Here is an 18,532-nt window from a genome sequence, read left to right as displayed (position 1 = left end):
GATGGCCGCCCCTGTGCCGTGCTTGTTCGCCTGTGGGTGTTACTTGCCCTTGGCGGCTTCCTTGAGCTTGGAGCCCGCGGAGACCTTCACGCTGTAGCCGGCCGGGATCTGGATCGGGTCGCCGGTCTGCGGGTTACGAGCGGTCCGAGCGGCACGGTGGGTGCGCTCGAAGGTCAGGAAGCCGGGGATGGTGACCTTCTCGTCGCCCTTGGCGACGATCTCGCCGACGGTCTCGGCGAGAGCGGCCAGCACGGCGTCGGCGTCCTTGCGGGTCACCTCGGCGCGGTCGGCCAGGGCGGCCACCAGCTCACTGCGGTTCATGTTGTTACTCCCGTGTTCTTCTTGCCTGTGAGGCGTGAGATCGAAGCCGATGCTGCCAGGGCCCTCGGACAGTCCCCGGACCCGGGTCTGCTGACAGACCCTCGCGCCCGAATACGCATCCTGCCCCCACCAGCGGCGGGAAAGCCAATCCGGCACCCTCCGGAGTCACACGAAAAGCGCCACTGCCTCGTCGTCGTGACGTTCCGTCGACTCTGTGGAGACTCCTTGGAGCCTTGGCCGCCCTTTGGGCCCCCCGGAGGCCCTGAAAACCTCACTGGAGCGGCGGGGCCCATGGTCCGCCACCCTAGAGGGGGCCGTGACGCCCGGCGAATCGCGACGCGCCGGGCACAGGGCGGACGGTCGTGACGTTCCTCGGACAGAATCTCAGACGGACGTCGCCGACGCGGAGGGCGACACCGTCACCCCGGCCGCCTTCGCGGCGTCCCGTACGGCGCCCGCGACCGACGACGCGACCTTGTCGTTGAAGACCGAGGGCACGATGTAGTTCGGGTTCAGCTCGTCCTCGCTGACGACGTCCGCCAGGGCGGTCGCCGCGGCCAGCATCATCTCCGTGTTGACCGTCCGCGACTGCGCGTCCAGCAGGCCGCGGAAGACGCCGGGGAAGACCAGCACGTTGTTGATCTGGTTGGGGAAGTCGGAGCGTCCCGTGGCCACCACGGCCGCCGACTCGCGGGCGACCGCCGGGTCGACCTCCGGGTCCGGATTCGCGAGCGCGAAGACGATCGCCTTGTCGGCCATGGCCTTGACGTCGTCGCCGTCCAGCACGTTCGGGGCGGAGACGCCGATGAACACGTCCGCGCCGACGACGGCCTCCTTGAGGGTGCCGGTGACGCCCTCCGGGTTGGTGTTGTCGGCGATCCAGCGCAGCGGCGACTCGGCGGCGGCCTCGACCAGGTCCTCGCGGCCCGCGTGCACCACCCCATGGATATCGGCGACGACGGCGTGCTTGACGCCGGCCGCGATGAGCAGCTTGAGGATGGCCGTACCGGCGGCGCCCGCGCCGGACATGACGACCCGTACGTCACCGATGCCCTTGCCGACCACGCGCAGCGCGTTGGTCAGCGCGGCCTGCACCACGATCGCCGTGCCGTGCTGGTCGTCGTGGAAGACCGGGATGTCCAGCGCCTCGCGCAGCCGCGCCTCGATCTCGAAGCAGCGGGGCGCGGAGATGTCCTCCAGGTTGATGCCCGCGAAGCCGGGGGCGATTGCCTTGACGATCTCGACGATGGCGTCGGTGTCCTGCGTGTCCAGGCAGATCGGCCAGGCGTCGATGCCGGCGAAGCGCTTGAACAGGGCCGCCTTGCCCTCCATCACGGGCAGCGCGGCCATCGGGCCGATGTTGCCCAGGCCCAGCACCGCGGAGCCGTCCGTGACGACCGCGACGGAGTTGCGCTTGATGGTGAGGCGGCGGGCGTCCTCGGGGTTCCTGGCGATCGCCATGCAGACCCGGGCGACCCCCGGCGTGTAGATCATCGAGAGGTCGTCACGGTTGCGGATGGGATGCTTGGACTGCATCTCGATCTTGCCGCCGAGGTGCATCAGGAACGTACGGTCGGAGACCTTGCCGAGGGTGACACCCTCGATGCCGCGCAGCTGCTCGACGATCTGTTCCGCGTGCCCGGTGGAGGTGGCCGCGATCGTGACGTCGATCCGCAGCTTCTCGTGGCCGGACGCGGTCACGTCCAGGCCGGTCACCGAGCCACCGGAGGATTCCACGGCCGTGGTCAGCTGGGACACAGCCGTCCCGCTCGCGGGGACCTCCAGCCTGACCGTCATCGAGTACGAGACGCTTGGCGCCGTTGCCATGACCGTGTTCCTCTGCTTTCACTGGCTCTCATTTGAAAGGCACCGTCGCACGTCGGAGCCCTGGGCCCGGCGCGCCTACGGATGGTCGCACCTACCGGCGCGTAGCCGGTAAAGGTCCCGCGTCCCCCGCGTCCGTGGAAGGTGCCTTCCATCAGGCGGGTGAGCGTAACAAGCGGCCCTGCCGACAGAAGCAGGCCCCCACCAACCATCGGTGAAGGCCCGCTGAACGGAAACCCCGTCGCCGCGCTGGGCGGAGAACTCAATGAACTCAATGCGCCGAGGCTGGTCGAACGACGAGTGAAACCGGAAGAAAAGGCGGCACCGACCCGCCATGCTCGCCTCGCGGCAAGAGGTCGCTCTAGGCGACGAAGGTTGGGCCCGGGGGCTTGGATCGGGTCGGTGCCATGACCAGGCTAACAAACCACTCCCGAAAGTGATTCCTTCCTGCCGAGTTGACCGGGAATCAATCCCGGAGCAGGTCCGGCACCCCCTCCGCGTCGGGCTCGTCCCGGACCCCCGACACGACCGTGAGCTGCTGCGTCGCCCGGGTGAGCGCCACGTACAGCACACGCAGCCCGGCCGGGGACTCGTCGGCGATCTCCGCCGGGGAGACGACGACCGTCGCGTCGTACTCCAGGCCCTTGGCCTCCAGACTGCCCAGCGCCACCACCCGCGGCCCCAGTTCGGCCAGCCAGCGGGCCGCCTGCTCACGGCGGTTCATGGCCACGACCACGCCGACCGTGCCGTCCACCCGCTCCAGCAGGTCCCGCGCCTCCGCCCGTACGGTCGCGGCGAGATCGCCGTCCCGTACGACGGTGAAGCGCGGGCGTACGCCGGTGGAGCGCACGGCTGACGGCGACTCCATGCCGGGCATGGCGAGCGCCAGCACCTTCGCGGCCAGCTCGGCGATCTCGGCGGGGTTGCGGTAGTTGACGGTCAGGGTGAAGCGGCGGCGCGGGCGGTTGCCCAGCGCCTCGTCCCTGGCCTCCGCCGCCTCGTCGGGATCCGTCCAGGACGACTGCGCCGCGTCGCCCACGACCGTCCAGGTGGCGTGCCGGCCCCGGCGGCCGACCATGCGCCACTGCATCGGCGTCAGGTCCTGCGCCTCGTCCACGATGACGTGCGCGTACTCCGTGCGCTCCGCCGCCAGCCGCTCGGCCCGCTCGCGCTGGGTCTCCTCGCGTTGCGGCATCAGCTCCTCCAGACCGGTGAGCTGGTCCAGCGGGTCGAGCTCGCGGCGCTGCTTCCTAGGACGCGGCGGCGAGCCCAGGAGGGTCTCCAGTTCGTCGAGCAGCGCCACGTCGTGCACGGACAGCGGTCCCTTGCCGTCGGCGCCCAGCCGCCGGAGCGAACGGGCCAGCCGGCGGTTCTCGCCCTGGTTGAGCACCCGCCGGCTCCAGCGGCCGAGGCGGCGCTCGTCCGCCATGGCGGCGAGCACTCCGCGCGGGGTCAGCTCGGGCCACCAGGCGTCCAGGAACTCGATGAAGCTGTCCTCGGACGCGACGTCCTCGTCGAAGCCGCCGCGCAGTTCGGCGGCGAGTTCCGCGTCGCCCCTCGACGCGTACTCCCCGGCCCGGGCCGCCGCGCCGGACTTGGACCACAGGGCGTCCAGGAGGAGCTTCCTGGCGCGCGGGCGCAGCAGGTTCACAGGAGCCGTACCGCTGAGCGCGGACTGCCGTACGCGGTTCAGCTCGCCGGCGTCCAGCTCCAGGCGCCGCCCGAAGGCCACGACCCGCAGCAGGTCGGTCCGTACCGCCGGGGTGCGCGGGTCGCCTTCCGGTGCGCCCTCCCCGCCGGGGTCCGTACCGGATTCCTCACCGAAGGCGAGCTGTCCGGTGCCGAGCTGTCCCGTACGGGGACCACCGCCCCGCCGCCGGTCACGGCCGCCCCGGCCCTCCTGCGCCCCTGCCCGCCCTCCCGCCGCCCCGCCGGACCCAGCGGGACCCGCCGAGGGCTCCAGGGCCCCCCTGACCGCTGTACGCAGCACCTTCAGCATCCGGGCAGAACCCTTGACACGGGCGACGGCCGGTTCGTCGTACGCCGTGGCCTCGGCGCCGTCCACCAGGGAGCCGACCGCGCGGATGGCGACCTGGCCCTCCTCGCCGAGGGACGGCAGCACGCCTTCCGTGTACGCGACGAGCAGCGGCGTCGGCGAGACGATCAGGATGCCGCCCGCGTACCGCCGCCGGTCCTGGTAGAGCAGATAGGCGGCCCGGTGCAGCGCGACCGCCGTCTTTCCCGTGCCGGGCCCGCCCGACACCTCGGTGACGGAGGCGGCGGGAGCGCGGATCACCAGGTCCTGCTCCGCCTGGATGGAGGAGACGATGTCGCGCATGGTGTGGCTGCGGGCCTGGCCCAGCGCCGCCATCAACGCGCCGTCCCCGATCACGGCAAGTGCGCGGCCGTCCAGCGAGGCGGTCAGCTCGGGGCGCATCAGGTCGTCCTCGACCCCCAGGACCCGACGGCCCTTGGAGCGGATCACGCGCCGGCGCACGACCCGGCCGGGATCGACCGGGGTGGCGCGGTAGAAGGGCGCGGCGGCCGGCGCCCGCCAGTCGATGACCAGCGGCGAGTAGTCGGAGTCGAGGACCCCGATCCGGCCGATGTGCAGCGTCTCGGCGATGTCGGCGGTCAGATCGGCCCTGATGGCGTCGTCGGCCGGGTCGACCGAGGTGTACGCGCCGTCCGGGCCCTTCTTGCCGTCCTTGCCGGGCAGCAGGTCGATCCGCCCGAAAAGGAAGTCCTCGAACTCGTTGTTGAGCCGGTTGAGGTGGATCCCGGCCCGGAAAACCTGTGCGTCGCGCTCGGCGAGGGCGCCCGGCGTGCCGACCTGCCCCCGTTTGGCGGCGTCGTTCATCAGGAACTCCGCCTCGTGGATCTTCTCCTCAAGACGGCGGTACACCTGATCCAGATGGTGCTGTTCGACGCCGATCTCCCGGTCGCGTACGGAGTCGTTCCCCGTGTCGCGTCCGGGATCTACAGCGGGTCCAGCGGATTCAACAGCGGCATCCTGCGCGGCCACCGAGGCCCCCTTCGTGACGTGCAACGGGCAGCCGTCAACCGTACGCGAAGGGGGCGGCTGTGTCAGGCGTCGACCTTCACCAGTGACTTGCCGTCGAACGTCCGGACCTCGAAGTGATCGATGTCCTTGGCCTGCATGGCCGTACCGCCGTGCACGTACAGGGGCGCCCTGGACCACTTGTTCGGCCCGTCCGGGATGCCGTACCCCCACGCGGGGACGGTCCAGGAGCTGGTCGTCTCCTCCTCGCCGGTCTTGGAGACGGCGATCAGGCTGCACTTCTCCGGGCCCTTGAGGTTCTTGAGCTCCAGCACCGTGTCGGTGCCCCAGCCCTTCGCCCCCATGGCGACGGTGGCGGTGACCTTGGTGGTCGGGTCGGTCGCCGTGACCTTGTCGGCCATCCCGGCGAAGGCGTCCTTGGCCGTGTCGGCCGCGGGCCTGGAGGTGGGTGTGCCCACCGCCACGTTGTCCGCCTTGCCGTCGTCCGAGGTCGCGACCACGGACGCGAGGGGTCCTCCGACGATCAGCGCGGCGGCCGCCGCTACCAGGTACATGCCCCGGCGCTTGCGCTTGGCGCGCTTGGCCGCGACCTCGTCGACCAGCCGGTCGAGGAGCTGCGGGCTCGGCTGTACGGACACGCTGGGGGTCGCCTGCCGCGACGGCGGGACCGGCAGCCGCGCGAACGGGTCCAGCCGCCCCGAGGCGCCGGCCTGTCCGAAGGGCAGCTGCCCGAAGGGAGCCGCCCCGGGCGGGGCCTGCCCGAAGGCACCCTGCACGACCGACCCGCCGCCACCGGCGGCACCGGGCGCGCCGAACGCTCCCGGTCCGTCCGCGAGCATGGCCAGCATCGGTTCCATCCCGGAGAACTCCTCCAGGTGGACGGCGCAGATCTGGCAGCCGGCCAGGTGTTCCTCGAAGGCGGTGGCCTCGGCGTCGTCCAGAACACCCAGGACGTACGCGCCGACAGTTTCGTGCACAGCACTGTCGTCGCCCGGTCCGTACTGATCGTGCGTGGTCATGCCGAGACCCCCCTCTCCTCCAGCGCGAGCTTCATGGAACGCAGTGCGTAGAACACACGTGAACGCACGGTCCCGCTGGGTATGCCGAGCGTCTCTGCGGCCTCGTTGACCGTACGGCCCTTGAAGTACGTCTCTACGAGCACTTCCCTGTGGGCAGGGGTCAAATCATCGAGCGCATCTGAGAGCGTCATCAGCCACAACGCCTTGTCGATCTCGTCCTCCGCGGGCATGACCTCCAGCGGCGACGGATCGACCTCTTGTGGCCGGGCCTGCCGGCTGCGGTGACCGTCGATGACGATACGCCGCGCGACCGTCACCAGCCAGGGTCGGACAGAGCCGGTCGCCCTGTTGAGCTGACCGGCGTTCTTCCAGGCACGGATGAGCGTCTCCTGCACGACGTCCTCGGCCCGCTGCCGATCGCCTGCGACCAGACGCAGTACGTAGGCGAGCAACGGTCCGGCGTGTTCCCGGTAGAGGGCGCGCATCAGCTCTTCATCAGGTGCTGAGGAAGAGTCGGTACGGGGTGCCTCGCTCCGGTGTCGGGCCCGGTGAGGACGGTCATCGGCCACGGCCGCATCCTTGCGCACCTGGAACCTCCCGGTCGAGACCTTCATGGCTGCTTCTCATGCATCACTACGGTCACGGTGGGAGGGTTCACTCAACGAGGAGTGAGAAAGTTTAAAAATCTTCTTCCGCGTTGTCTTGCCGTCCTGTCCATCCTGTCAGAGGACCGCGGCGGCCCTGCGCCGGTGGCGCGCGACCCGCTCGCGGTTGCCGCAGACCTCGCTGGAGCACCAGCGCCGCCGCCCGCCGCGCGAGGTGTCGAGATACATCCGCCGGCAGCTGTCGCCGTCGCACTGCCGCAGCCGGGACCGGGCGGCGGGGTCGGTGAGCAGGTCCACGGCGTCCCGCGCGACCGCCGCGAGGAGCGCCTCGCACCCGGGCTCGCCGGCCAGGACCCGTACCAGAGCGCCGTCCTCGTCCCGTACGGCCCTGATCCCGGGCGGTGCCCCGGCGGCGAGCGCGTTGACGCGCTCCAGCGCGCCCCCGGCGTCGTACCCCTCGATCTCGGCGCGCACCAGCCGGTCGATGCCCTCGCGCAGCTCCGCGAACCGCCCGACCCAGCCGGCGTCGACGGCGACGAGCGCGGTGCCCTCCGGCACCAGTCCGGAGCCGACCAGCCACCGCTCCAACCGCTCCGCGCGGTCGAGCCGTTCGGGCCTCTCGGCCCCTCTGGGAGCGGGTTCCCCGGTCGCGACCAGGTCCAGACAGACCCGTCCTGAGTCGAACCGCCACTCGTACGAGCCCATGCCCGCCGCCATGTGCCTGTCACCGCCTCGGGGTTCACCGGGACGCGCCGTCGCCGCGCCGTCCTTCTCAGAGTGCCTGCCCCGAAGCGCGTCCGGAACCCCTGCTACCGGCACGCCGTGTTGTCAGCCGGTGCCGTACTTGGTGTCGGCCGACGGGTCCAGCGCCAGCCGGTATCCGCGCTTGACCACCGTGTGGATCAGCTTCGGTGCGCCCAGCGCGGTCCTCAGGCGGGCCATCGCCGTCTCCACCGCGTGTTCGTCGCGCCCCGAACCGGGCAGCGCCCGCAGCAGCTCCCCCCGCGAGACCACCCACCCCGGCCGCCGGGTCAGCGCGTGCAGCAGGGCCATGCCCGCCGGGGGTACGGGGCGCAGGTCGCCGTCGACCAGGACGGCGTGGCCGCGTATCTCGACACACCGTCCCGCGACCGGCAACGTACGGGCACGGGCGGGCAGTTCGGCGCAGAGCACGTCGACGAGCGGGCCCATGCGGAAGCGGTCGGGCTGGACGGTGTCGATGCCCCGCGCCTGGAGCGGCAGCGCGGTGACCGGTCCCACGCAGGCCGCCGGCACGTCGTGGTGGAGGGCGTCGAGGAGGTCGGTCAGCCGGCCGCGGTGCTCGGCGCGGGCGAGCAGCGAGGCGGCGGCGGGCGCGCTGGTGAAGGTGACGGCGTCCACGGACCGGGCGACGGTGGCGTCGATCAGGCGGTCGAGGGGCCCGGGGTCCGCCGGGGGCATCCACCGGTGGACGGGTACGGGCACGACGTCGGCGCCCCCGGCCCGCAGCGCCTCGGCGAATCCGGGCAGGGGTTCGCCGTGCAGCTGTACGGCGATCCTGCGGCCCTCGACGCCCTCCCCGAGCAGCCGTTCCAGCACGTCGGCCATGGACTCGGAGGCCGGTGACCACGCCTCGACCAGCCCGGCGGCCCGGACGGCGCCCCTGGCCTTGGGCCCGCGGGCGAGCAACTCCACGCCGCGCAGGCGGTCGAGGAGTTCCGCCCCGCGTCCCCACCCGGCGGCGGCCTCCACCCAGCCGCGGAGGCCGACGGCCGTGGTCGCCACGACCACGTCCGGCGCGTGCGCGATCACGTCCTCGGTGGCGGCGCGGAGTTCGGTGTCGTCGGCGAGCGGCACGATCCGCAGGGCGGGCGCGTGCAGGACGACGCCCCCGCGAAGCCGGAGCAGCTCACCGAGTTCGGCGGCCCGCCGGACAGCCGTGACGCCGATCGTGAACCCCGAGAGGGGGCCGTGCTGTTGTCCGTCCATGCCTCTCCGGCCCCGCTCGTCCGTCACCCGTCACCGTTGATGGCGGCCGAGCCTGCCAAGGGTGCGTGACGGGCCCGGTGCGCGGGGATGTCGGCGGTGTTACGTACGGGCCGCGGCGGACCCGTACGTCACGGGGCCTGGGCTCGTACGGCATCCGTACGGGCCCCCGCGCGGGCGGGCGAAGGTATACCGCCCGGGTGGGGCGGCGTTCAGACGCCCAGGGCGGGGAGGACCACCGCGTCGAGGTAGTCCGAGAGGAACGCGCGGTCGACCGGCTTGTCCTCGATGAGCTGACGCGCGACAAACGCGCCCACCAGCATGTGGGTGACGAAGGGGAACGCGGGATGGTCGGCCGGCACCTCGCCGCGGTCCACGGCGCGCCGCAGCAGTATGCCGAGCCCCGTCATCTCCGGCTCGACCAGCAGCTCGCGCAGCGCCCGGTGGAGATCGGGGTTCGCGTGCACGACGTGGAGCAGGCTCCGCATCAGGGCGGCGTCCTCCTCCATCTTGCAGTCGTCGCCGAGCTCGGCCATCGCGTGGAAGTCGCCGCGCAGCGATCCGGTGTCGATCTCCTGGAACGCGGCGGGCTTGTTGTGCCGCAGGGCGCGGACCACCAGCTCGGGCTTGCTCCCCCACTGGCGGTAGAGCGTCGCCTTGCTGGAGCGCGTACGGGCGGCGACGGCGTCCATCGTCAGCGCGTCGTACCCGACCTCACGCAACAGGTCGAGCACCGCCCCGTACATCTCGGCCTCACGCTCCGGCTTGAGCCTGGTGCCTGCCACGGCCGATCACCTCCACCAACGAACGAAACTGTTTCGTACACTACCAACGTACCCCGGACCTGCCCCACCCCCGCGACCTGGAGCGTTGCACATCCGCGAACGGGAGCGTCGCACATCCAGGGCGTGAGGAGGTAGCCACCGGCAGTGAATCTTTTGCGTTTCGGCCGGGGCGGTCCTATGGTCATTCGAGTACGAAACAGTTTCGTTCTCCTCTGTCGTCCCACTTCAGGAGTCCGGCCCATGGCAGCCAAGTCCCCCGCCGACACGTCCGTCGGTGACGTACCCCCGCAGAACAAGGTCCCGCCCGATACGGCGCGGGAGACGGACAAGCCGGAGCGCGCCGACCACCGGTGGTGGGTGCTGACCGTCATCGCGCTGGCCCAGCTGATGGTGGTCCTCGACGCGACCGTCGTGAACATCGCCCTGCCCTCGGCCCAGCAGGCGCTCGGCTTCGACGACAACAACCGGCAGTGGATCGTCACGTCGTACGCGCTCGCCTTCGGCAGCCTGCTGCTGCTCGGCGGACGGCTGGCCGACCTCATCGGCCGGCGGATCGTCTTCCTCATAGGCGTCGTCGGCTTCGCCGGCGCCTCGGCCCTGGCCGGGGCCGCCCAGAACTTCGAGGTGCTGGTCACCGGCCGCGCGCTCCAGGGCGTGTTCGGCGCGATGCTCGCACCGGCCGCGCTGGCCCTGCTCAACACCACCTTCACCGGGGCCAAGGAACGCGCCAAGGCCTTCGGCATCTACGGCGCCATCGGCGGCGCGGGCGGCGGCGTCGGCCTGCTGCTCGGCGGTCTGCTCACCGAGCACCTGAGCTGGCGCTGGACGCTCTACGTCAACCTCTTCTTCGCCGTGTTCGCCTTCGTCGGCGGCCTGGTCTTCCTGCGCAAGGGCGCCCCGGCCGACCGGCCGAAGCTGGACCTGCCGGGCACCGTCCTCGTGACCACCGGCCTCTTCGGGCTGGTCTACGGCTTCTCCAACGCCGAGACGCACGACTGGAGCTCCCCGCAGACGTGGGGCTTCCTGCTGGCCGGCGGAGTGCTGCTGACGGCGTTCAGCTGGTGGCAGACCCGGTCGAAGCACCCGCTGCTGCCGCTGCGCGTCCTGCTCGACCGCGACCGCGGGGCGTCCTTCACGATGCTCGCCATCTCCGGTGCGGGCATGTTCGGCGTCTTCCTCTTCCTGACCTACTACCTCCAGTCCTCGCTGCACTACACGCCGGTCAAGACCGGCCTCGCCTTCCTGCCGATGATCGGCATCCTGATGGTCGCCGCGACGCTGGTCACCAACAGCCTGCTGCCGAAGTACGGCCCCCGGCCGATCGTCCCGCTGGGCATGGCGATGGCCGCCGTCGGCATGGCGTGGCTCACCGCGCTCGACCTGACCAGCACCTACTCGGCCCACGTGCTCCCGCCGCTGCTGGTCATCGGCTTCGGGCTCGGCCTGGTGATGCCGACCGCGATGAGCGTGTCCACCTCCGGGGTCTCCGTGGAGGACGCGGGGGTGGCCTCGGCCACCGTCAACACCATGCAGCAGGTGGGCGGTTCGATCGGCACCGCGCTGCTGAGCACGCTGGCGGCGAGCGCGGCGACGAACTATCTGTCGGACCGCGAGCCGTCCCCGGGGGCGCTCGCCCAGGCGCAGCTGGAGAGCTACTCGACCGCCTACTGGTGGTCGGCCGGCATCTTCGCCGTCGGCGCGGTGCTCGCCCTGGTGATGTACCGGGGCGGCCGCCCGCAACCGGCTCCGGAAGGGGTCCAGGCCGTCCACATGTAGGCGGTCGCGGACGGCACGCCGGGCCCGACGCGGACGGCGTGGCCGTCAGCGGGGGGCGGCGGCCGGGTGCGGGTGGTTCTCCAGCTCCCGGCCGTACGCCAGCGCCGCACCGTAGTCGCCCACCCGCCGCGCGTCCGCCCGCTGCTTGAGCAGGGCGGCGCAGACATCGCAGCCGGGGAGCGCGCGCTCCCGCGCTCCCCGGTGGTCGCGGCCTTGTTCCGACTTTCGCATGTGCCTTCCGTCCTCGTGCCGATTCCGTCCGTTTCCGTCCTTCCCATAAGGATCGGTACGTTTCGGGGCGTCCGGGCAGAGGCGGGCCGTAGCCGGGGCGACAGAGGACACAGACGGGGGACACGGGGACGCCGATGCGGGCGCACACCCCGGGTCGCGCACAGGGATCAGGCCGGCCAGAGCCGTGGGCGGCGTCGCGCCGCCGCGTCCTCCACCCAGCCCACCGCCAGGATCATCAGGGCGATCAGCGGCCAGACCAGGAGCAGGGTCAGCACCCCGTACGAGGCGTCCAGTTCGGCCGAGAACGCGTCGATGCCCGGGATGTTCCAGAGCTGGTCGATCATCGGGATCGTCGCCATGATCAGCAGGTTGTGCCAGAGGTAGATCGTCACGGCACGGTTGTTGGCCAGGGTGACCAGCGGGTCGAACCGGGCCAGCCGGCCCGGGAGTTCGCGCCACGACGGGGCGTACTGGAGCAGGATCGCCACGAACCCCAGCGACCAGGTCGCCTCGGTGAGGGGCATCTCGTCGAGGTTCCACCCCTCGGGTCCCGGATGGCCCGAGGCCCACCACAGGCCGAAGGCCATGAGCAGCACGGCCAGCGAAACGGTCAGATAGCGCGGGATCCTCCGGAACAGCCCGTCCTGGTGGGCGAATCCGAGCACCCAGCAGGCGCCGTACACCGCGAAGTCGGTCAGCGCGAGACCGGTCTCGCCGGGGATCGTGAGCAGACCCGTCTCGATCGCGGCGGTCAGGATGAGCGGGAACGCCAGCGTCGCCCAGGGCACCTTGCGGAACGCCCACAGCAGCAAGGGGGACGCGAGGACGAACCAGACGTACGCGCGGATGTACCAGAGCGGCCCCACCGCCTGCTCCGCCCAGGACTCCTCCAGCCAGCCGCTCGCCGACCCGCTCACGTACGGGTACGGCGGCGCGCCCAGCGGCAGCAGGTAGTTGCCCAGCTTCGCCAGGCCCCACATCCCCTCCTCCCGCGCCGGGTCCCAGCCCAGCACGAAGATCACCGGTACGACCACCGCCGCGAACGCCCACATGGGCGGCAGCAGCCGGCGCAGCCGCCCGCGGATCACGCTCCACGGGGTGCGCCGGGAGAGCGACCGGGCCATCAGCGAGCCCGCCAGCGCGAACATCACGCCCATCGAGGGGAAGACGATCGTCAGCCAGGCCCATCCGAAGATGTGGAAGACCACGACGCGGACCAGCGCGACCGCGCGCAGCAGATCGAGGTAGCGGTCACGGCCGGGAGCGGCCTCCGCGGCGCCGGTCCGCGAGGTGCCGGCCTTCCCCGCGCCGGCCGGTGCCACCGCTTTGTGCCGCGCCCGGGGTACGCCCCCGGTGTCCACCGAAGGAACGCTCATGCCACCGGCCTCCGCTCACCGCTCGGCCCACGCGGGGCCGGCACCGAGCCCGGCGCCTCCACCACTCCCGTACGGCGCAGCTTCTGCCAGCGCAGCCGGCCTCCGGTGAGCGCGGTGATCCAGGACTGGAGCAGCACGACGTACATGAGCTGCCGGTAGAGGATCTGCTGGAGCGGCAGGGAGATCAGGTGGGTCATCCGTTCCCGGTCGAGCCGGAAGGCGTACGCGGCGCAGACCGCCTGCACGAGCAGGACGCCGAGCCACGCCACGATCGTCTTCTGGGTCGGGCCGAAGACCAGGCCGTACAGCAGGAACACGTCGATCAGCGGCGCGAGCAGCGGCGCCAGCACCATGAAGAGGGAGACCAGCGGCAGGCCGACACGGCCGAAGCGGCCGGACGGGCCGCGTTCGACCAGGGCCCCGCGGTGCTTCCAGATCGCCTGCATCGTGCCGTAGCTCCAGCGGTAGCGCTGGGACCACAACTGCTGGACGGACTCGGGCGCTTCGGTCCAGGCGCGGGCGCGCTCGGCGTACACGACACGCCAGCCGTCGCGGTGCAGGGCCATGGTGATGTCGGTGTCCTCGGCGAGGGTGTCGTCGCTCATCCCGCCGACCCGCTCCAGGGCCTGGCGCCGGAACGCGCCGACCGCGCCCGGGATGGTGGGCATGCAGCGGAGCAGGTCGTACATCCGCCGGTCCAGGTTGAAGCCCATCACGTACTCGATGTGCTGCCAGGCCCCGATGAGGGTGTCGCGGTTGCCGACCTTGGCGTTGCCCGCCACGGCCCCGACGCGCGGATCGCCGAACGGCTGCACCAGCTCGCCCACGGTGGAGGGCTCGAAGACGGTGTCGCCGTCCATCATCACGATGATGTCGTGGCGGGCGTGCGCGATGCCGTTGTTGAGCGCGGCCGGTTTGCCGGCGTTCTCCTGGCGTACGACATGGACGTTGGGCAGCCACATCTCCTCGACGATGTCGGCCGTCCCGTCGGTGGAGCCGTCGTCGACGACCACGACCTCGATGGGGTGGCCGCTCTCCATCAGGGAGCGGACGGTGTTGGCGATGCACTCGCGTTCGTTGTACGCGGGGACGAGCACGCTGACCGGTTCGGTGACCGGGTCGCCCCAGCGGAAGCCGCGGCGGCGGACCTTGCGCGCGTGGGCGAAGGACAGCGCCAGCATCAGGCCGAAGCGGAGGAGGACGAGGACACCGATCACGGCCAGGCCGACGACCAGGACATCGGTGACGCTGTCCGAGAGCGCGACCGCGGCGACCCAGGCCTTGCCCTTCCACAGGTCGGCGCCGGTGACCGGGGTGAGGGCGCTGGGCGCGCCGAGCGCCTCGGTGAGATTGACGAAGCGGAAGCCGCGCTCCTGCATGGCGGGCAGATAGCGGCCGAGGGCCTCGACGGTCTGCGAGCGGTCGCCGCCGGAGTCGTGCATCAGTACGACCGAGCCCCGGTGGCCCTTGGGGGTGGCCCACTCCACGATCCTGTCGGCGCCGGGCCGCTTCCAGTCCTCGCTGTCGACGCTGTCGAGGACCGTGATGTAGCCGAGGCTGCCGATGTACCGCGTGACCGGCCAGGACTTGTTGTCCATGGCGTCGGCGAAGGAGGAGTACGGCGGCCGGAAGAGCGAGGTCCTGACGCCGGCGGCGCCCGCCAGCGCCAACTGGTTCTGGGTCAGCTCCCAGTTGGTCCTGGTCCTGGTCTGGTACGAGAGGTCGGGGTGGCTGAAGGTGTGCAGGCCGACCTCGTGGCCCTCGTCCACCATGCGCTTCACCAGGGCCGGGTAGCGCGAGGCCATCGTGCCCGTCACGAAGAAGACGGCGTGGGCGTCGTACTTCTTCAGCTCGTCCAGGACCTTGGGGGTCCACTGGGGGTCGGGGCCGTCGTCGAACGTCAGGACCAGCCGGCCGTCCGGGATGCTCAGCGACTTCGCGGGGGCCGCGGCGGAGCGCGCGTCGATGACGGGGCCGCCGTCGAGGATCCGGTCGGGCACCTGGTCGGTGGCGACCGGGGGGCGGACGCGGTGGTCGGCGAGTATCTCGCTGTGGACGTAGCCGCGGAGCATGAGCATCGCGAGCATGGCGACGAGGACGAGGGACGGCAGCAGGTAGCGCATGGGCAGTCTGCGGCGGGCGGCGCGGTTGGCGCGGTTCTGACGAGAGGTACGGCCCTGAGGGGCGGCGCGGCCCTGACCTGAGGCGCCGTCCTGGCGTGAGGCGCCGTCCTTGCGGGCCCGTCTGCCGGAGGTTCCCCGGCCGTGGGCGGCGGCGCCGTGGGGTGGCCGTCTGCGGGAGGAAGGCATCTAGCGCGCCCCTTCCGCGGCCACTTGCTGGGCGCCCGCCTGGTCCGGCGGCGGATCGGCCGGCGGTGTGGTCGGGTCGACGGGCGGCGGGCTGGAGTCCGGGGAGGCCGGCGGCGACTCGCCGCCGCTTCCTCCGGCGGCGGTCCCGGGGTCGTCGACCGGGGGGCCGCCGGGTATGGACGGGGCCCCGGTCCCCGAATCCGTACCGCCCGCGCCTCCGGCGGCTCCCGCTCCCGCGCCGGCGCCCGCGGCCGTTCCGGCGCCGCCGGTCGGCGCCTTCACCGTGGCCCCGGGCTTCGACACACCGGGGTCGGGCGTGCCCGTGGCGCCGGGCGGGACGCTGCCCGAAGGGCCGGGAACGACCACGCCGTTGGAGTCCGTGGCCGTGGGCAGGACCGCGGGATCACCCGGCGCTCGCGAGCCTGATCGTGTCGCTTTTGGGGCTGGCTTGTTTTCGACCGTATCGGGTTTCTTTTTGTCCGCGAGGCCGGGTATTTGCAGCCACGGCGCGCTGGAGCTGCCGCCTATGACGGCGGCGCCCAGCATCACCGCATAACAGGCACACGCGATCGCCACGACCCAGCCGGCCCGCCGGAACTTCCTGCCCCGCCGGCCGCTGGCGTCGACGAACACCGGGCCGTCGGAACCGTCTACCTGCCCCTCCCGCGCGGGACCTGACTCCTGCGCGGGGTGGGCACCGACGGGCAGCTCCGAGAGCTGACGACCGAGGCCATCCCGTTCGATAGTGACATCAATCGGCTCATGCGAATGCCCGTTTCGGGCGTCATCTCGCCATTTTTCCACTGCTGCGCACATCCCCCACTGACCGTCTTGGGTGCGCAATCGACTGGTCGGGCAGGCCGTCGGTCCAGGCCCCCACCTGAACCGGAATGCCCCCTACCACACCGCACCCGGACGACGAATGTAGCGCAAGGAGGTGTCGCCCGTACCTCGGCTTGACGGACACCATGCATCAATGCTGTGACGGGCGCGGAACCCAACTCATGGGTAACACTTCAAGCCACCTGTTCTTACTGCCGAGTTCGACCGCGGCGGCCCGCAAAGCGTTCACACCGGCATGTTTCAGCCCCTCCCGCCATACCAGAAACACGGGTGACAGAGGTACGGGCGCCACGAGCGGCCGCAGCACCGCTCCCGGCATCTCCGGCGCGTCCACCACCGTGAGGACGGGGGTGCGATGTTTCGCCATGATCCGCCGGAACTCCTCCCGTCCGACGGCCATCGGCGCGGGTCCCTCGACCGCGATGGACCGTCCCGCGAAGAGCTGCCGGGCCAACGCGGTCCACTCCTGCGTCCGCGGATTGCCGGCCCCCGCGTACACGCGCTCCCCGGCGAGCGCGGAGAGCGGCACCTCCGCGCGGTCGGCCAGGGGATGGTCGTACGGCAACAGGACAGCCATCGGCTCGTACCGCACCAGCTGACACCGCAACCCGGCGCGCAGCCCGCGCGCGAGCCCGTCGACGTACCCGAAGGACACGTCGAGCCGGCCTGCGTGGATCTCCCCGGCCGCACCGGTCAGACCGCTCTCGAACCGCGCCATCAGCTCACAGTCCGGCGCGAGTTCACGGGCGCGCGCCAGCACCCGCCCGGAGGTCAGCCCCTCGGAGTTGAGGTCCACGAGCAACGGCCTCGGCACCTGGGCACAGGCGGCGAGCAGGTCGTCCTGCGCCGCCAACACCCGCCGGGCGTACGGCAGAAGCCGCTCGCCGTCCCCCGTGAGCGCCACCCGCCGGGTGGTCCTGACGAAGAGTTCGGCACCCAACTCCCGCTCCAGACGGCGGATGTCGCGACTGAGGGCCTGCTGGGCGACGTACAGCCGCGCGGCGGCGCGGGTGAAGTGGAGTTCCTCGGCGGCGGTGACAAAGGCGCGGAGGAGTCGGGGTTCGATGTCTCGGGACATCCGCCGCATTCAACAACACGGGTGCGTGAATGGCCACCGATGAGGTGTTGGACCGCGCGCCGCACCGGCCGTGAGGGTGGGGCCATGCCTCAATTCACCGGCCGTCCGCCCGAAACTCCTGAGCGCGTAACGGCGTACCGGCGCCCGGCCCGGCGCGTGAATCCGTACGCCCGCCTCTTCGCGCCCCCGGGCGCCCGCGCCTTCACCGCCGGATCCCTGCTCGCGCGGCTCCCCGCCGGGATATTCACCGTCAGCGCGGTGATCATGATCGCCGGGCAGCGGGGCTCGTACGCGCTCGCCGGGGCCGTCACCGCCACCGGTCTCGCCGTCACCGCCCTGGCCGCCCCCGGGGTGGCCCGTCTGACCGACCGGCACGGGCAGGCCCGGATCGCCGTCCCCGCCGCCGCGTCGGCCGTCCTCGGCTCACTCGCCCTGGTGCTCTGCGTCTATCACCGCGCACCGGACTGGACGCTCTTCGCCGCGTACGCCGCGACCGCCACCACCCCCAACACCGGCGGAATGTCCCGCGCGCGCTGGGCCCGGCTGTTCCGGGACGACACCCCGGAGCACCGCGCGGCGCGGCACACCGCCCGCTCCTTCGAACAGGCCGCCGACGAGCTGTGTTTCATGCTGGGGCCGGTCCTGGCCGCCGTCCTCTGCTCGGCACTCTTCCCGGAGGCGGGCACACTGGCCGGTGCGGTCCTTCTGCTGACCGGCATCCTGGTCTTCGCGGGGCAGCGGTCCACCGAACCACCGGCCTCGGGGGGTACGGGGGCGGCGCGCGCCCCTCTCCGCTCCCCCGCGCTGACCTCGCTGCTCGTCGTCCTCCTCGCCACGGGCGCGGTCTTCGGCGCGACCGAGGTCGTGACCCTCGCCTACGCGGACGACGGCGGTCGTCCCGCCTGGGCGGGCGGCGCCGTGCTGGCGCTCCAGGCCGGCGGGTCGTGCGTGGCCGGACTCCTGCTGGGCCTGCTCCCGCCGCCGCGCCGGGCCGCCCGCCGACTGGTGCTCTGCCTCGCCGCGATGAGCGCGCTGCTGGCCGTCCCCCTGCTCGCGGCCATGTCGGGTTCGCTACCGCTGCTGGCCGGGAGCCTCCTGCTAGCGGGTGCGGCGACGGCCCCGACCATGGTGACGGGGATGGGGCTGGTCCAGGGGCTCTCCCCCGCCGGGCGGCTGAACGAGGGCATGACCTTGGCCGTCACCGCCCTGCTCGGCGGCATCGCGGCCGGCTCGGCGGTGGGCGGCTGGACCGTGGAGCGCCTGGGCCCGGCGCTCGGATACGCCGTCCCGCCCGCCGCCGCGCTCCTCGCGCTGCTGGCCGCCGGCATCGGAGCGGGGGTCGGGGTGCTCGCGGCCTCCGGACACGACTGAGGCCCCG

At 71.9% G+C, this 18,532-nt stretch carries 15 protein-coding genes; 2 read left to right on the top strand and 13 right to left on the bottom strand.

The window, feature by feature from the left end; translation table 11 throughout:
- Positions 1–39 precede the first annotated feature (39 nt).
- The 8 genes from OG349_RS23050 to OG349_RS23015 form a co-directional block, all read right to left on the bottom strand.
- On the bottom strand, positions 40–321 hold the full coding sequence (locus tag OG349_RS23050) for an HU family DNA-binding protein (protein ID WP_003954777.1): 282 nt from the start codon (positions 319–321) through the stop codon (positions 40–42).
- A 384-nt stretch (positions 322–705) separates the two neighbouring features.
- On the bottom strand, positions 706–2,148 hold the full coding sequence (locus tag OG349_RS23045; RefSeq protein ID WP_327236407.1) for an NAD-dependent malic enzyme: 1,443 nt from the start codon (positions 2,146–2,148) through the stop codon (positions 706–708).
- A gap of 463 nt (positions 2,149–2,611) precedes the next feature.
- Entirely contained in the window at positions 2,612–5,170 is a 2,559-nt protein-coding gene (locus tag OG349_RS23040; protein WP_442806294.1) for a HelD family protein, read from the bottom strand.
- A gap of 62 nt (positions 5,171–5,232) precedes the next feature.
- The gene (locus tag OG349_RS23035) at positions 5,233–6,186 is read right to left on the bottom strand and encodes a zf-HC2 domain-containing protein (protein WP_327236406.1); all 954 of its coding nucleotides are present in this window, start codon (positions 6,184–6,186) and stop codon (positions 5,233–5,235) included.
- Positions 6,183–6,800: a sigma-70 family RNA polymerase sigma factor gene (locus OG349_RS23030; protein WP_161307379.1), complete on the bottom strand. Its 618-nt coding sequence runs from the start codon at positions 6,798–6,800 to the stop codon at positions 6,183–6,185. Before OG349_RS23030 ends, OG349_RS23035 begins: the two co-directional genes overlap by 4 nt.
- Positions 6,801–6,908: 108 nt before the next feature.
- Positions 6,909–7,508, bottom strand: a complete 600-nt coding sequence (locus OG349_RS23025) for a CGNR zinc finger domain-containing protein (protein ID WP_327236405.1) — start codon at positions 7,506–7,508, stop codon at positions 6,909–6,911.
- 111 nt (positions 7,509–7,619) lie between these two features.
- On the bottom strand, positions 7,620–8,759 hold the full coding sequence (locus tag OG349_RS23020; protein WP_327236404.1) for a uroporphyrinogen-III synthase: 1,140 nt from the start codon (positions 8,757–8,759) through the stop codon (positions 7,620–7,622).
- Positions 8,760–8,968: 209 nt separating this feature from the next.
- On the bottom strand, positions 8,969–9,541 hold the full coding sequence (locus OG349_RS23015) for a TetR/AcrR family transcriptional regulator (RefSeq protein WP_327236403.1): 573 nt from the start codon (positions 9,539–9,541) through the stop codon (positions 8,969–8,971).
- Between the two features lie 240 nt (positions 9,542–9,781).
- Here OG349_RS23015 and OG349_RS23010 point away from each other — a divergent pair, with 240 nt between their 5' ends.
- Positions 9,782–11,317, top strand: a complete 1,536-nt coding sequence (locus OG349_RS23010) for an MFS transporter (protein WP_327236402.1) — start codon at positions 9,782–9,784, stop codon at positions 11,315–11,317.
- Between the two features lie 45 nt (positions 11,318–11,362).
- Here the strand turns inward: OG349_RS23010 and OG349_RS23005 are convergent, their stop codons facing one another.
- From OG349_RS23005 to OG349_RS22985, 5 genes are all read right to left on the bottom strand, one after another.
- On the bottom strand, positions 11,363–11,548 hold the full coding sequence (locus OG349_RS23005) for a hypothetical protein (RefSeq protein ID WP_161307374.1): 186 nt from the start codon (positions 11,546–11,548) through the stop codon (positions 11,363–11,365).
- Positions 11,549–11,715: 167 nt separating this feature from the next.
- Positions 11,716–12,924 (bottom strand): acyltransferase family protein, encoded by a 1,209-nt coding sequence (locus OG349_RS23000; RefSeq protein WP_327236401.1) that lies wholly within the window; start codon positions 12,922–12,924, stop codon positions 11,716–11,718.
- Positions 12,921–15,047: a bifunctional polysaccharide deacetylase/glycosyltransferase family 2 protein gene (locus tag OG349_RS22995; protein ID WP_327238681.1), complete on the bottom strand. Its 2,127-nt coding sequence runs from the start codon at positions 15,045–15,047 to the stop codon at positions 12,921–12,923. The genes OG349_RS23000 and OG349_RS22995 overlap by 4 nt, the downstream gene beginning before the upstream one ends.
- A gap of 186 nt (positions 15,048–15,233) precedes the next feature.
- On the bottom strand, positions 15,234–15,599 hold the full coding sequence (locus OG349_RS22990) for a hypothetical protein (protein ID WP_327236400.1): 366 nt from the start codon (positions 15,597–15,599) through the stop codon (positions 15,234–15,236).
- A 607-nt stretch (positions 15,600–16,206) separates the two neighbouring features.
- A complete protein-coding gene (locus tag OG349_RS22985; protein ID WP_327236399.1) occupies positions 16,207–17,154 on the bottom strand; it encodes a LysR family transcriptional regulator in 948 nt (315 codons plus the stop codon).
- A gap of 84 nt (positions 17,155–17,238) precedes the next feature.
- On the opposite strand from OG349_RS22985, the gene OG349_RS22980 reads away from it, so the two are divergent.
- On the top strand, positions 17,239–18,525 hold the full coding sequence (locus tag OG349_RS22980) for an MFS transporter (RefSeq protein ID WP_327236398.1): 1,287 nt from the start codon (positions 17,239–17,241) through the stop codon (positions 18,523–18,525).
- The last annotated feature ends 7 nt before the right edge of the window (positions 18,526–18,532 follow it).

Origin of the sequence: Streptomyces sp. NBC_01317, assembly GCF_035961655.1 — a bacterium.
Classification (GTDB): domain Bacteria; phylum Actinomycetota; class Actinomycetes; order Streptomycetales; family Streptomycetaceae; genus Streptomyces.
The sequence above is the reverse complement of the archived record's forward strand: the minus strand, read 5'-3'. Positions and strand labels throughout refer to the sequence as shown.